At 69.7% G+C, this 13,677-nt stretch carries 12 protein-coding genes; 9 read left to right on the top strand and 3 right to left on the bottom strand.

The annotated features are described in order from the left end of the window. Positions 1 to 560: 560 nt before the first annotated feature. From nrdH to OM98_RS00640, 4 genes are all read left to right on the top strand, one after another. Positions 561 to 818, top strand: coding sequence for a glutaredoxin-like protein NrdH (gene nrdH, locus OM98_RS00655; RefSeq protein ID WP_010532627.1), 258 nt, complete (start codon positions 561 to 563; stop codon positions 816 to 818). Between the two features lie 22 nt (positions 819 to 840). Further along, a complete protein-coding gene (nrdI, locus tag OM98_RS00650) occupies positions 841 to 1,239 on the top strand; it encodes a class Ib ribonucleoside-diphosphate reductase assembly flavoprotein NrdI (RefSeq protein WP_010532626.1) in 399 nt (132 codons plus the stop codon). 5 nt (positions 1,240 to 1,244) lie between these two features. Next, on the top strand, positions 1,245 to 3,377 hold the full coding sequence (gene nrdE, locus OM98_RS00645; RefSeq protein WP_029362603.1) for a class 1b ribonucleoside-diphosphate reductase subunit alpha: 2,133 nt from the start codon (positions 1,245 to 1,247) through the stop codon (positions 3,375 to 3,377). Positions 3,378 to 3,636: 259 nt separating this feature from the next. After that, complete coding sequence (locus OM98_RS00640; protein ID WP_010532624.1) at positions 3,637 to 5,001, top strand: multidrug effflux MFS transporter; 1,365 nt, start codon at positions 3,637 to 3,639, stop codon at positions 4,999 to 5,001. Here OM98_RS00640 and OM98_RS00635 read toward each other — a convergent pair. Together OM98_RS00635 and OM98_RS00630 are read right to left on the bottom strand one after the other, a co-directional pair. Beyond that, positions 4,970 to 6,013: a permease prefix domain 1-containing protein gene (locus OM98_RS00635; RefSeq protein ID WP_010532623.1), complete on the bottom strand. Its 1,044-nt coding sequence runs from the start codon at positions 6,011 to 6,013 to the stop codon at positions 4,970 to 4,972. The two genes, OM98_RS00640 and OM98_RS00635, sit on opposite strands and share 32 nt — an antisense overlap. Next, positions 6,010 to 6,345 (bottom strand): PadR family transcriptional regulator, encoded by a 336-nt coding sequence (locus OM98_RS00630; RefSeq protein WP_010532622.1) that lies wholly within the window; start codon positions 6,343 to 6,345, stop codon positions 6,010 to 6,012. The genes OM98_RS00635 and OM98_RS00630 overlap by 4 nt, the downstream gene beginning before the upstream one ends. 202 nt (positions 6,346 to 6,547) lie before the next feature. On the opposite strand from OM98_RS00630, the gene OM98_RS00625 reads away from it, so the two are divergent. The 4 genes from OM98_RS00625 to OM98_RS00610 all read left to right on the top strand — a co-directional run bounded on the left by OM98_RS00625 (position 6,548) and on the right by OM98_RS00610 (position 11,189). Further along, positions 6,548 to 6,886 (top strand): DUF485 domain-containing protein, encoded by a 339-nt coding sequence (locus OM98_RS00625; RefSeq protein WP_010532621.1) that lies wholly within the window; start codon positions 6,548 to 6,550, stop codon positions 6,884 to 6,886. Next, positions 6,879 to 8,465, top strand: a complete 1,587-nt coding sequence (locus OM98_RS00620) for a solute symporter family protein (protein ID WP_010532620.1) — start codon at positions 6,879 to 6,881, stop codon at positions 8,463 to 8,465. Before OM98_RS00625 ends, OM98_RS00620 begins: the two co-directional genes overlap by 8 nt. A gap of 154 nt (positions 8,466 to 8,619) precedes the next feature. After that, the gene (locus OM98_RS00615; protein WP_010532619.1) at positions 8,620 to 10,449 is read left to right on the top strand and encodes a ribonucleoside triphosphate reductase; all 1,830 of its coding nucleotides are present in this window, start codon (positions 8,620 to 8,622) and stop codon (positions 10,447 to 10,449) included. Further along, positions 10,446 to 11,189, top strand: coding sequence for an anaerobic ribonucleoside-triphosphate reductase activating protein (locus OM98_RS00610; RefSeq protein ID WP_010532618.1), 744 nt, complete (start codon positions 10,446 to 10,448; stop codon positions 11,187 to 11,189). The genes OM98_RS00615 and OM98_RS00610 overlap by 4 nt, the downstream gene beginning before the upstream one ends. On the opposite strand, the gene OM98_RS00605 is transcribed toward OM98_RS00610, so the two are convergent. Then, complete coding sequence (locus tag OM98_RS00605) at positions 11,150 to 12,472, bottom strand: DUF418 domain-containing protein (protein ID WP_010532617.1); 1,323 nt, start codon at positions 12,470 to 12,472, stop codon at positions 11,150 to 11,152. The two genes, OM98_RS00610 and OM98_RS00605, sit on opposite strands and share 40 nt — an antisense overlap. Before the next feature lie 232 nt (positions 12,473 to 12,704). On the opposite strand from OM98_RS00605, the gene nrdF reads away from it, so the two are divergent. Then, entirely contained in the window at positions 12,705 to 13,673 is a 969-nt protein-coding gene (nrdF, locus tag OM98_RS00600; RefSeq protein WP_010532616.1) for a class 1b ribonucleoside-diphosphate reductase subunit beta, read from the top strand. The last annotated feature ends 4 nt before the right edge of the window (positions 13,674 to 13,677 follow it).

Here is a 13,677-nt window from a genome sequence, read left to right as displayed (position 1 = left end):
CCGGACCCCAGTCCGTGGACAGCACGGGGGACGGTCGGGGGACGGGTGGGGGAGCGCGGGGGACGCTCCGGGGCGCCCCGGACGCACCCCGGAACCGCCCCGGACGACACGCCGACGACACGCCCGCGACACGCCACATTCCGATCTGTTCCGGCCCCCTCCGCGCCCTTCCGCGCTCGTTCGTCGGACCCCTCGTCCACCATGGGGCATGGCTCGAGATCCTCCGTCCACAGCCCCGCGACCGGCTCGTTCCCGCGATCCGTGCGGGGCCGCCCGGCTCCGTCCCCAGCGCTCCCGAGCCGTCCACAGCCCGTCCCCATCGTGTTGTGGATGACAGACGTGTAGTTCAGTACATCTTGTGGTCGCTCGGAGGGGGCACCACTAGGTGTAGTGTTGGTCAGGTCGCGGTGCACGAGGACCACAGCAGCAGCCAGGGGATCTCGAGCCCATCGCGCACCGGCCCTCGGACCGCAGCCAGCGGCCCTGCACGGCCCCCCGAACCCGCTTCACCGTTCCCTCCTCGCGCCCTCGCGGCGCGGCGTCCGAGAAAGGCCCTCCCCGTGGACATCACCGTGTACTCGAAGCCCCTCTGCGTGCAGTGCGACGCCACCAAGCGCGCCCTGAACAAGGCCGGCGTGGCCTACGACGTCGTCGACGTCACCGAGGACGCCGAGGCCCTGGCGCACATCAAGTCCCTGGGCTACGTGCAGGCCCCCGTCGTCATCTCCGGCGAGGACCACTGGTCGGGCTTCCGTCCCGACAAGATCAAGGCGATCGTGGCCGCGGGCGGCGCGCAGCGTCGCAGCGCCGTCATCTGATCCGCCCCCGGGAGACGTCGGCGTGTCCACCCTCGTCTACTTCTCCTCGGTGTCGGGCAACACCCACCGCTTCGTCGAGAAGCTGGGGCTCCCGGCCCGTCGGATCCCCCTCTACCCCAAGGACGACCCCCTCGTGATGGACGAGGAGTTCGTGCTCATGGTCCCGACCTACGGGGGCGGCAACGGCCACGGCGCCGTGCCCAAGCAGGTCATCAGGTTCCTCAACGACGAACGCAACCGGTCGCGCATCCGGGGCGTGATCAGCGGGGGGAACACCAACTTCGGCGAGGCGTACTGCCTGGCGGGGGACATCATCTCCGCCAAGTGCCGCGTCCCGCACATGTACAGATTCGAACTCCTGGGCACCCCCCGCGACGTCCAGAAGGTCCACGACGGATTGGAAGAGTTTTGGCGACACTGACCGAGATGCCACCGATGGAGCATCACAAGCAGCTCGACTACCACGCGCTGAACGCGATGCTGAACCTGTACGGGCCCGACGGCTCGATCCAGTTCGACAAGGACCGCCTGGCGGCCCGCGAGTACTTCCTGCAGCACGTGAACCCCAACACGGTGTTCTTCCACTCGCTGCGCGAGAAGCTCGACTACCTGGTGGAGAACGAGTACTACGAGCGCGAGCTGGTGGAGTCCTACGACTTCGAGTTCATCAAGTCGCTCTCGGAGCAGGCCTATGCCAAGAAGTTCCGCTTCCCCACCTTCCTGGGCGCCTTCAAGTACTACACCTCGTACACGCTGAAGACCTTCGACGGGAAGCGCTACCTGGAGCGCTTCGAGGACCGCGTGGTGATGGTGGCCCTCACCCTCGCCCAGGGCGACGAGCAGCTGGCGCGCGACCTGGTCGAGGAGATCCTCGACGGCCGCTTCCAGCCCGCCACCCCCACCTTCCTCAACGCCGGCAAGGCGCAGCGCGGCGAGCTGGTCTCCTGCTTCCTGCTGCGCGTCGAGGACAACATGGAGTCCATCGGGCGCTCCATCAACTCCGCGCTGCAGCTGTCCAAGCGCGGCGGCGGCGTGGCCCTGCTGCTGAGCAACCTGCGCGAGTACGGCGCCCCGATCAAGCACATCGAGAACCAGTCCAGCGGCGTCATCCCCGTGATGAAGCTGCTCGAGGACTCCTTCTCCTACGCCAACCAGCTGGGTGCCCGCCAGGGCGCCGGCGCGGTGTACCTGCAGGCGCACCACCCGGACATCCTGCGGTTCCTGGACACCAAGCGCGAGAACGCCGACGAGAAGATCCGCATCAAGACCCTCTCCCTCGGCGTCGTGATCCCCGACATCACCTTCGAGCTCGCCAAGAAGAACGAGCCGATGTACCTGTTCTCCCCGTACGACGTGGAGCGCGAGTACGGCAAGCCCTTCGCGGACGTGGACATCTCCGAGAACTACCGGGCGATGGTCGACAACCCGCGCATCGCCAAGCAGAAGATCAAGGCGCGCGAGTTCTTCCAGACCCTCGCCGAGCTGCAGTTCGAGTCCGGCTACCCGTACATCATGTTCGAGGACACGGTGAACCGGGCGAACCCGATCCCCGGCAAGGTCACCCACTCGAACCTGTGCTCGGAGATCCTGCAGGTCTCCACCCCGTCCGAGATGAACGTGGACCTGTCCTACGACACCATGGGCCGGGACATCTCCTGCAACCTGGGCTCGCTGAACATCGCCAAGGCGATGGACTCCCCGGACTTCGGCACCACCATCGCGACCGCGATCCGTGGCCTCACCGCGGTCTCGGACACCTCCGACATCGAGTCGGTGCCGACCATCGCCGAGGGCAACCGCAAGTCCCACGCGATCGGCCTGGGGCAGATGAACCTGCACGGCTACCTGGCGCGCGAGGGGATCTTCTACGGCTCCGAGGAGGGCCTGGACTTCACCAACATGTACTTCTACGCGGTGACCTACCAGGCCATCAAGGCCTCGATGGGCATCGCGAAGCAGCGCGGGGAGACCTTCTTCGACTTCGAGAACTCGGCCTACGGGACCGGGGCGTACTTCGACAAGTACATCGACGAGGTCTGGGAGCCCCGCACCGCCCGGGTGCGCGAGATCTTCGCGAACTCCTCCGCCCACCTGCCGACGGTCGAGGACTGGACGCAGCTGCGCGAGGACGTGAAGACCCACGGCATGTACAACGCCTACCTGCAGGCGGTGCCGCCGACCGGCTCCATCTCCTACATCAACCACTCCACCTCCTCGATCCACCCGATCGTCTCCAAGATCGAGATCCGCAAGGAGGGCAAGATCGGCCGGGTGTACTACCCCGCGCCGTACATGACCGACGACAACCTCGAGTTCTACGAGGACGCGTACGAGATCGGCTACGAGAAGATCATCGACACCTACGCCGAGGCCACGAAGCACGTGGACCAGGGCCTGTCGCTGACGCTGTTCTTCCCGGACACCGCGACCACGCGCGACGTCAACAAGGCGCAGATCTACGCCTGGCGCAAGGGCATCAAGACCCTCTACTACATCCGCCTGCGGCAGATGGCGATCGAGGGCACCGAGGTCGAGGGCTGCGTGAGCTGCATGCTCTGATCAGGCATCCGCGCCGATCCACGACGGGCGGGCCGTCCCCGGCAGGGGGCGGCCCGCCCGCGTGCGTGCGCCCCGCGATCCGCCGGTGCCCACCCCCGATCCGGGCGCGGGAATCGGCGGAAACCGGGTCGTGCCCCGCGCCGGTGCGGGCGTAGGCTCGACCGGACGGTCGCCCCGGTCGGCTCCGGCTCACCACCGGCGCCGCCCCGCACCACCCCACCCCTCCCTCCCCGCTCCCGGCAGGACCCCGCCCCTTCACATGAACGTTCACGACGACGCCGACCAGCCCCGACGCCGCGAGCCGACCCCGCGCACGATGACCGGCGGCATCCCGGTGCCCACCACCACGGGCCCGCTGCCGACCATGACCGGCGGCATCCCCGTGCTCGAGGACGTGCACGACCGCGACCTCGCCCGGCTCCCCACCGAGCAGGAGTACGCGCGCACCCGCACCAAGGTCACCGCGATGGTGATCGTCGTGCTGACCACCCTCAGCGCGATCGGTCCGCTCGCCACCGACATGTACATCCCGGCGTTCCCCGAGGTGATCGACTCGCTCGGCACCACGGCGGCGCGGGTGCAGCTGACCATCACGGCCTTCTTCGTGGGCACCGCCACCGGTCAGATCGTCGCCGGCCCCGCTTCGGACCGGCTCGGCCGCCGCGTCCCCCTGATCATCGGGATCCTGCTGTGCCTGGGCGGCTCGATCGGCTGCGCCCTGGCGCCGGACATCACCCTGCTGACCGTGTTCCGGGTGCTGCAGGGCATCGGCGGCGGCTTCGGCATGGTGCTCGGGCGGGCGGTGCTGATCGACATGACCGACGGCCCCGAGCTGTTCCGCACCATGAACATCATGCAGGGCGTCGGCGGCGTCGCCCCGATCGTGGCGCCCCTGCTGGGCGGCCTGATCCTGTTGGTGGGGCAGTGGCGCGAGGTGTTCTGGGTGATCGGGGCGATGTCCCTGATCTCGCTGATCGGGGTGCTGTTCCTGATCCCCGAGTCGCTGCCGCCCTCGCGGCGCCATGCGGGCGGCTTCCGTGCCTTCCTGGGCAATGCGGGCCGGCTGCTGCGGCGACGCAATTTCACCGCCTACCTGCTGGTCAACGGCGCCTCGGCCTTCGCGGTGATGTCCTACGTCTCCGCCTCGACCTTCGTGCTGCAGACCATGCTGGGCTTCTCCGAGCAGGCCTACTCGGTGGCCTTCGCGATCAACTCGCTGGGCATGATGATCATGTCCTTCACCTCCGCGCGGCTGACCCGCACCTACCACCCGCGGCGGCTGATCTCGATCGGCCTGACCATCGTGGCCTGCGCGGCTCTGGCCCTGCTGATCGGAGCGCTGTTCCTGGGCACGCCCGTGTGGATCGTGCTGCCGGCCTTCTTCCTGGTGATCGCCCCGCAGGGCCTGATCTTCGGCAACGGTGCGGCGATGGCCTCGCAGCACGCCACGGACTACGCGGGCACCGGCTCGGCCCTGCTGGGGCTCGGCTTCTCCTTCTCGGCGGCCGTGGCCGCGCCCCTGGTGGGCCTCGCCGGCACCAGCTCCTCCCTGCCGATGGCGATCGCCATCTGCGCCGGGGTGAGCGTCTCGCTCACCTGCCTGCTGCTCGTCGCCCGGCGCTGAGCCGGTCCCCGGAGCCGAGGGCCGCGTTCAGCGCCCACAGGCCGCCGTAGAGCACACCGGCCACGGGCCAGATGATCCAGTTGACGTCCCAGGAGTTGCCGATCAGGCCCCAGGCCAGGAACACGGCGGTGACGATCGGCCAGTAGACGGCGGCGATCACCCGGATCGCGGGGTGATGGGCGCTCTCGGTGAGGTCGTCCTCGTCGACCTTCTGCTCCAGGGCGTCGGCGGCCTCACCGGACCAGGAGCCCGAGAGCACGATCGCCAGGCCCAGGGCCACCATCACCAGGGTCCCGCAGACCCCGTACAGCGGCATCGGGTCCTCGGTGCCGGAGCTCAGCAGCCCGGTGATCACGACCGGCAGGGCGCAGAGGATCCACAGGGTGATCGCGACGGCGAGGCCCAGGGTGCGGCGCGGGGCGTGCTCGGCGCGCAGGGCCTCGGCGCGGCGCCGGGTGGCCGCGGTGGGGGTGAAGCGCCGCTCCCGGATGTCCGCGAAGCGTGCCAGCCGGCCGCCGCGCACCACCAGCAGCACCACGCCGGTGGCGACCGCGAGCAGGAGCAGCACCAGCCCGGCCACGACAGCGGCGGTCTCGGGCTGGTCGTCGAAGCGCCCGGAGGCGGCGATGAGCAGCAGCAGCGGGACGGAGCTGAGGACGAACAGGGGCACGGCCGTGGCCAGCAGCCCGCGGGTGCCGCGCAGTGCGCCGATGAAGGCCTCGATCCGCTCGGGCTCCACGGTGGGCTCGGCGGGCCCGGTGCGCTCGGCGTCCGCGCCGAACCGCGGTCCGCGCAGCTCCCCGGCGATGCCGAGGTCCTCGGAGACCTCCTCGAGGCTGCCGAACTCGGCGATCACCTGGCCCACGGCCTGGGACTCGCTGATCCCTCGGGCCATCAGGTCCTGCTGCTTGTCCTCCATCATCTCGCGCAGCTCCCCGCGGGCCTCGCGCAGGCGGGGGCTGTCGGGGTAGGGGGCGAAGAGGGTGTCGAGGTAGGAGTCGATGACGGTCATGGGATGGCCTGCCCTTCGGCGAAGTGGTCGACGAGGTCACGGGTGCTGCGCCACTCGTCGCGCTTGACGTCGAGCTGCTCATGACCCGCGGGGGTGAGCTTGTAGTAGGTGCGGGGTTTGCCGGTCTCGGAGACGTCGTCGTAGCTGTCCAGCAGGCCCTGCGTCTGCAGCCGCTTCACCGCGGTGTAGAGGGTGGTCTGCTTGATCAGGTAGTCGCCGCCGGAGCGGTCGGTGATCGTCTTGGAGATCTCGTAGGCGTAGGAGGGGCGGGGCTCGAGGAGGGCCAGCAGGATCAGGTCGATGTGGCCGCGGATCGCGTCGGCTCCGATCATGGCGACTCCTTCCCGGGTGGCGATGTCCTGTACTGCCGTCACCGTACTACGGCAGCCGTAGTACGGGAAGGGGGATGCCGAGACGGACCGGTCCGGAGCATCCGACATGCGGCAGTCGTGACATCTTCGTGACCTGGGTTACAGTCGGCCCCCAGGGTGACTGGCCGGTCACCCTCCGGTCATCCGACAAAGGAGTCTCCTCATGACCGCACCCGACGACGTCGGTGCGCGCAGCATCGCCGTCCAGCAGTCCGCCGACTTCCAGCGCCTGCGGCGCTCGTTCCTCCGCTTCATCGTCCCGCTCACCGTGCTGTTCCTGGCCTGGTACCTGGTCTACGTGCTGCTGGCCAGCTTCGCGCCGGGGCTGTACGCCACCCCCGTGATCGGCTCGATCAACGTGGGCCTGCTGCTGGGCCTCGGGCAGGTGGTCACGACCTTCGCGATCACGATGCTGTACCGCTCCTGGGCCGACAAGCGCTACGACCCCCACGCCGAGGCCATCCGCCGCGAGATGGAGACGGGGGAGATCCTCGATGACTGAGCAGATCAATCCCGTCATCAACATGATCGTCTTCGGGCTGTTCGTGGCCCTGACGCTCGTGATCGTCTTCCGGGTCTCGCGCCAGAAGGCCAGCGCCTCCGAGTACTACACCGGCTCGCGCTCCTTCTCCGGACCCCAGAACGGCATCGCCATCGCCGGCGACTACCTGAGTGCCGCCAGCTTCCTCGGCATCTGCGGCGCGATCGCCGTGGCCGGCTACGACGGCTTCCTCTACTCGATCGGCTTCCTGGTGGCCTGGCTGGTGGCGCTGCTGCTGGTCGCCGAGCTGCTGCGCAACACCGGCAAGTTCACGATGGCCGACGTGCTGTCCTTCCGGCTGCGCCAGCGCCCGGTGCGGATGGCCGCCTCCCTGACCACCCTCGCCGTCTGCTTCTTCTACCTGATCGCGCAGATGGCCGGCGCCGGCGGCCTGGTGGCCCTGCTGCTCGGCCTCGAGGGCGGCATCGCCACGGCGCTGACCGTCGCGGTGGTCGGCGTGCTGATGATCGTCTACGTGATCGTCGGCGGCATGAAGGGCACCACCTGGGTGCAGATCATCAAGGCCGTGCTGCTGGTGGTCGGCGTCGGGATCCTCGCGATCATCGTGCTGGCCCGCTACGGCTTCGACGTCTCCGCCCTGCTGGACGACGCCGTCGCGATGTCGCCCGAGGGCGAGGCGGTCCTCGCGCCCGGCCTGAAGTACCCCAACCCCGTCGACTTCCTCTCCCTGGGCCTCGCGCTGGTGCTCGGCACGGCCGGCCTGCCCCACGTGCTGATGCGCTTCTACACGGTGCCCACCGGTAAGGAGGCGCGGCGCTCGGTGGTCTGGGCGATCTGGATCATCGGCATCTTCTACCTGCTCACCCTGGTGCTCGGCTACGGCGCCGCCGCCCTGGTCGGCCCCGAGATCCTGCAGGACCCCTCCACCCCGGGCGGGGAGAACGCGGCCGCACCGCTGCTGGCGCTCGCCATCGGCGGGCCGGTGCTGATGGCGGTGGTCTCCGCGATCGCCTTCGCGACCATCCTGGCGGTGGTGGCGGGCCTCGCGATCACCGCGGCCACCAGCTTCGCCCACGACATCTACGCCTCGGTGATCCGCAAGGGCGCGGTGCACCCCGACGACGAGGTGAAGGTGGCGCGGATGACCGTGGTGGGCATCGGCATCGTCTCCATCGTCGGCGGCATCCTGGCGCTGGGGCAGAACGTGGCCTTCCTGGTGGCGCTCGCCTTCGCGGTCGCGGCCAGCGCGAACCTGCCCACCATCCTGTACTCGCTGTTCTGGCAGCGGTTCAACACCGGCGGGGCGCTGGCCTCGATGCTCGGCGGCCTGGGCTCCTGCCTGGTCCTGATCGTGCTGTCCCCGGCCGTCTCCGGCCACGAGACCTCGATGTTCCCCGGCGCCGACTTCGACCTGTTCCCGCTGTCGAACCCGGGCATCGTCTCGATCCCGCTGGGCTTCGCCCTCGGCATCGTCGGCACCCTGCTCACCAAGCCCTCGGCGAACCACGCCGAGAAGACCGCGGAGATGGAGGTGCGGGCCTTCACCGGGGCCGGGGCGGAGGGTGCCACGGAACACTGAGGACCTCGGTCCCGACCACTCCTGGTCGTGACGCGCCGTCACCACAAGATGTGGGGTTGATGGCGTGTTGCAGGCACTAGGTGTTGTGGTCCGGTCCTAGCGTGGGCTCCGCCGCGACAGCCGTCGTGGCGGAGCCCCGAAGGAGAACGCCCCCATGCCCGCCCTGGACCGTCCCGCCGCCCCCCACCTGATCGACCCGATCGCCACCCTCACCGAGTACCTCGACCGCTCCGACTGGCGGATCCACGCCAATGCCAATCAGGGCTACTCGGTGGGCGGGCTGATCCTCAACTCGGCCGGGAAGATGATCGCCACGTACTGGCTGGACGAGGTGTTCAGCCCCGCCGCGGGCCGGGCCCACCGCGAGGGCGACCTGCACATCCACGACCTCGACATGCTGAGCGGCTACTGCGCCGGGTGGTCACTGCGCGCCCTGCTCGAGGAGGGCTTCAACGGGGTGCCCGGGGCGATCGCCTCCACGCCGCCACGGCACTTCTCCTCCTCTTGCGGCCAGATCGTGAACTTCCTGGGCACGCTGCAGAACGAGTGGGCCGGTGCGCAGGCCTTCAGCTCCTTCGACACGTATCTGGCGCCCTTCGTCCGTCGCGACGGGCTCGCCTACGAGCAGGTGCGCCAGGGCATCCAGGAGCTGGTGCACAACCTCAACGTGCCCAGCCGCTGGGGCTCCCAGTGCCCCTTCACCAACCTCACCTTCGACCTGGTCTGCCCCCCGGACCTGCGCGAGCAGCAGCCCCTGATCGGCGGGGAGCTGGAGCCCGTCACCTACGGCGAGCTGCAGGCCGAGATGGACCTGATCAACCGGGCCTATCTCGAGGTGATGACCGCCGGGGACGCCGATGGCCGGGCCTTCACCTTCCCGATCCCCACCTACAACATCACCGAGGACTTCGACTGGGAGTCGGAGATCGCCGAGCTCCTGTTCACGCTCACCGCGAAGTACGGCCTGCCCTACTTCCAGAACTTCCTGAACTCCGACCTGGACCCGGGGATGATCCGGTCCATGTGCTGCCGCCTGCAGCTGGACCTGCGGGAGCTGCTCAAGCGCGGCAACGGACTGTTCGGCTCCGCCGAGCTCACCGGGTCCATCGGGGTGGTCACCGTGAACATGGGTCGGCTGGGCCACCTGCACGCCGGCGACGAGCCCGGGCTCCTCGCCGCCCTCGACGAGCTGCTCGAGCTGGGCAAGGACACCCTGGAGCGGCGCCGGGCCACCGTGGCAGCGCTCATGGCCGAGGGCCTGTTCCCCTACTCCCGCCGCTACCTGGGCAGCCTGGAGAACCATTTCTCCACCCTCGGGGTGAACGGGATGAACGAGATGGTGCGGAACTTCTCGGGGGATGCCCTCGACCTGCTCGATGCCGAGGGCCAGGCGATGTGCCTGCGGGTGCTGGACCATCTGCGGGGGCGCATGGTGGAGTTCCAGGAGGAGACCGGGCACCTGTTCAACCTGGAGGCCACGCCCGCCGAGGGCGCCACCTACCGCTTCGCGAAGGAGGACCGGGCCCGGTTCCCCGGGATCCTCACCGCTGGCACCGCGGAGCAGCCCTACTACACGAACTCCTCGCAGATCCCCGTCGGCGCCTCCGAGGATCCCTTCGAGGCCCTCGAGCTGCAGGAGGAGCTGCAGGGGAAGTACACCGGCGGCACCGTGCTGCACCTGTACATGGACGAGGCGATGAGCTCCGCCCAGGCCTGCCGGGAGCTGGTCCGACGATCCCTCTCCCGCTTCCGCCTGCCCTACCTCACCATCACCCCGACCTTCTCGGTCTGCCCGGTGCACGGGTACCTCTCCGGGGAGCACACGGTCTGCGAGATCTGCGGGAGCAGCTGTGAGGTGTGGACCCGGGTGATGGGCTACTTCCGGCCCGTGGCCTCCTTCAACATCGGCAAGCAGGGCGAGGTCGCCGAGCGCACCTTCTTCACGGAGGCGGCCGCCGCCGCGCACGGAGCGGTGCTGCGGTGAGCCCCGGGACCACCGCCACGGCCGAGGACCTGCGCATCGCCGGCCTGGTGCCCCTCAGCTCCGTGGACCGGCCCGGTCACCTCAGCGCGACGGTGTTCTGCCAGGGCTGCCCCTGGCGCTGCGGGTACTGCCACAACCCCTCGATCCTGGACCCGCTGGCTCCCGGGGCCGTGCCCTTCGCGGCGCTCGCGGCGCTGCTGGAGCGGAGGCGGGGGCTGCTGGACACCGTGGTGTTCAGCGGCGGCGAGGCCACCCTCCAGCACGCCCTGATCCCCGCCGCCCGGGCGGTGCGGGAGGCGGGCTTCGAGGTCGGCCTGCACACCGGGGGCGCCTTCCCGGGGCGCCTGCGCGCCCTGCTCGAGGAGGGGCTGCTGGACTGGGTCGGTCTGGACGTGAAGGCCTCCCGGGCGGGCTACGCGGCCCTCGTCGGTCGTCCGGGGGCGGCACCCCGCGCGGAGCGGTCGCTGCGCCTGCTCCGGGGGTCCGGCGTGGAGCACGAGCTGCGGATGACGGTGACGCCCGGCCTGCTCGGCCAGGTCCCCGCCGTCCTCGCGGAGGTCGCGGCCACCGGGGGCGACCACCTGGTTCTGCAGCGGGCGCGATCCACCGGCGCCGCGGCGGGCTTCGCGGCGACGCTGGGGGAGGAGCGGGACTGGCCGGGCCGATTCGAGCAGGCCCTGGGTGCGGCCCGTGCCCGTGGTCAGGAGCTCGGGGTCGAGGTCTTCTCGCGCGCCGCCTGAGCCCCTCCGGCCGGGTCGTGCCGGCCGTAGGTGAGGCGTCGCAGCAGCACCTCGGCCGGCCCCCGCCGGTCCCGCGCCTCCAGCACCATGGCCAGCGGGAGGGAGAGCAGCCAGACACCGAGGGCCACGGCGAGCACCTGGGTCGTGCCCAGGTGCTCGCCGAGCCCGAGGCCCCATCCGGCCATCAGCGGCGCCATCACCAGGGACTGGAACAGGTAGAAGGTCAGGGAGCGTTTGCCGACGGCGGACAGGGCCCGCGCCGGCAGCGGCATCCGGCCCATCGCCTCGGTGCGCGCCTCCACCCGGGTGGCGAGCAGCCCGAACAGGGCCGCGTAGCCGAGCCCCGCGCCGAGACCCGTTACCGAGGTCAGGCCCAGGAAGGTCCAGGACAGGGCGTCGGGCAGGGCGATCACGTCCAGGGCGATCAGGGCGCTGGGCACGCCGCCCGCCCAGCCGAAGGCGATGCCGATCACCGCGGTGCGGCGCAGCAGGCGGACATGGTTCCAGGGCTCGTCCAGCACCCGGTGCCGCGCCGCCAGCCAGCCCAGCAGGATCGCGATCGGGATCATGGAGAACAGGCCCTGGCCGATCGTGACCGGGAGCCAGGTGCCCAGCCGCACCCCGGCCGAGACCAGGTAGTTTGCGTCACCGTAGGCCAGGTCGCGGAAGGCCCCCATGTCGAACCCGCCGCCGGTCTCCATCTGCGCGATTATCGCGGGGTCGGCGGCCCGGGCGAGCAGCAGTCCGCTGACGACGGAGAGGGCCGCGGAGATCGCGTGCAGGGCGGTCAGCACGATCGACCACACCAGCAGGGTGCGGTCACGGCGGCCGAAGAACAGCCACACCAGCACCAGGCCGGCGACGCCGTAGGCGCCGAGCACGTCCCCGTAGAACAGCAGCGCCGCGTGCAGGGCGCCCAGCAGGAGCATCGCCCAGTGGCGGCGGCGCAGCATCCGTCGCACCGCGGTCGGCTCGATGCCGCGGTCCACGCGCGAGCGGGCGAACTGCACCATCCCGTAGCCGAACAGCACCGCGAACAGCGGGTAGCTGCGCCCGTCCACCGCCACGGCCATGAAGGCCTGCAGCGCCCGGTCCAGCGGTCCTTCGGCGGGCACGTGCGCGGAGAACCCCGAGACCTCCCGGCCCCAGAGGAACCATGAGGAGTTCGCGAGCACGATCAGCAGCAGCATCAGGCCGCGCGCCAGGTCCGGGGCGAGGGAACGCGGGGGCCGGGCGCAGTGCGAATGGCTGCTGTCGGGGGCTGCAGGGGCGACGGTGTCCATGCGGGTCCTCAGGGGGTCCGGGGCCGCGTGGGCCGGTGGTGGGCGGGAATGGGACGACCGTATGCCGGGGCCGGGTCGGGCACCTCCGACCAAAGTCGGCGGCCCCGTCACGGCCGGAGGGTGACAGGTGTCCGGAGACACCGCGACCGCGCCCCGTCGGGCCGCTCGTGCGTCGGCCCCCGCCCCTAGACTGTCGGGGACGAGAATCCCCCGAGGCGACAGCGAGGCTGCGGTGAACGACCACCTGAAGACGACGGTCCAGGCGATCAACTGGAATCGGATCCCTGATCCCAAGGACCAGGAGGTCTGGGACCGTCTGACCGGCAACTTCTGGCTGCCCGAGAAGGTGCCGCTGTCCAACGACATCCAGTCCTGGAACCGGCTCAGCGAGCAGGAGCAGACCCTCACCATGCGGGTCTTCACCGGGCTCACCCTGCTGGACACGGTGCAGGGCACCGTCGGCGCGGTCTCCCTGATCCCCGACGCGCTCACCCCCCACGAGGAGGCGGTGTACACCAACATCGCCTTCATGGAGTCGGTGCACGCGAAGTCGTACTCGCAGATCTTCTCGACCCTGTCGAACACGAAGCAGATCGACGACGCCTTCCGCTGGAGCGAGGAGAACGAGTCGCTGCAGAAGAAGGCCGGGATCGTCATGAAGTACTACCAGGGCGACGACCCCGAGAAGCGCAAGGTGGCCTCCACCCTGCTGGAGTCCTTCCTGTTCTACTCCGGCTTCTACCTGCCGATGCACTACTCCAGCCACGGCCAGCTCACCAACACCGCGGACATCATCCGGCTGATCATCCGCGACGAGGCCGTGCACGGCTACTACATCGGCTACAAGTACCAGAAGGCCGTCGAGAAGGCCTCCGCCGAGCGCCAGGCGGAGCTGAAGGACTACACCTTCTCCCTGCTCTTCGAGCTCTACGAGAACGAGGAGGAGTACACCGAGGACCTGTACGACGCGGTGGGCTGGACCGAGGAGGTCAAGACCTTCCTGCGCTACAACGCGAACAAGGCGCTGATGAACCTCGGCTACGAGGGCCTGTTCACCGCCGACCAGACCGAGGTGAACCCCGCGATCCTCGCCTCGCTGTCCCCGAACGCCGACGAGAACCACGACTTCTTCTCCGGCTCGGGCTCCAGCTACGTGATGGGCAAGGCCGTCGACACCCAGGACGACGACTGGGACTTCTGAGGAA

Source organism: Brachybacterium squillarum M-6-3 (assembly GCF_000225825.1).
GTDB lineage: Bacteria > Actinomycetota > Actinomycetes > Actinomycetales > Dermabacteraceae > Brachybacterium > Brachybacterium squillarum.
The sequence above is the reverse complement of the archived record's forward strand: the minus strand, read 5'-3'. Positions and strand labels throughout refer to the sequence as shown.

Excerpts from the sequence above, each read along its gene's own strand:
- OM98_RS00640 (WP_010532624.1), top strand. The coding sequence starts at position 3,637 with ATGAACGTTCACGACGACGCCGACCAGCCCCGACGCCGCGAGCCGACC.
- OM98_RS00615 (WP_010532619.1), top strand. The coding sequence starts at position 8,620 with ATGCCCGCCCTGGACCGTCCCGCCGCCCCCCACCTGATCGACCCGATC.
- OM98_RS00635 (WP_010532623.1), bottom strand. The coding sequence starts at position 6,013 with ATGACCGTCATCGACTCCTACCTCGACACCCTCTTCGCCCCCTACCCC.
- OM98_RS00620 (WP_010532620.1), top strand. The coding sequence starts at position 6,879 with ATGACTGAGCAGATCAATCCCGTCATCAACATGATCGTCTTCGGGCTG.
- OM98_RS00630 (WP_010532622.1), bottom strand. The coding sequence starts at position 6,345 with ATGATCGGAGCCGACGCGATCCGCGGCCACATCGACCTGATCCTGCTG.
- OM98_RS00625 (WP_010532621.1), top strand. The coding sequence starts at position 6,548 with ATGACCGCACCCGACGACGTCGGTGCGCGCAGCATCGCCGTCCAGCAG.
- nrdE (WP_029362603.1), top strand. The coding sequence starts at position 1,245 with ATGCCACCGATGGAGCATCACAAGCAGCTCGACTACCACGCGCTGAAC.
- OM98_RS00605 (WP_010532617.1), bottom strand. The coding sequence starts at position 12,472 with ATGGACACCGTCGCCCCTGCAGCCCCCGACAGCAGCCATTCGCACTGC.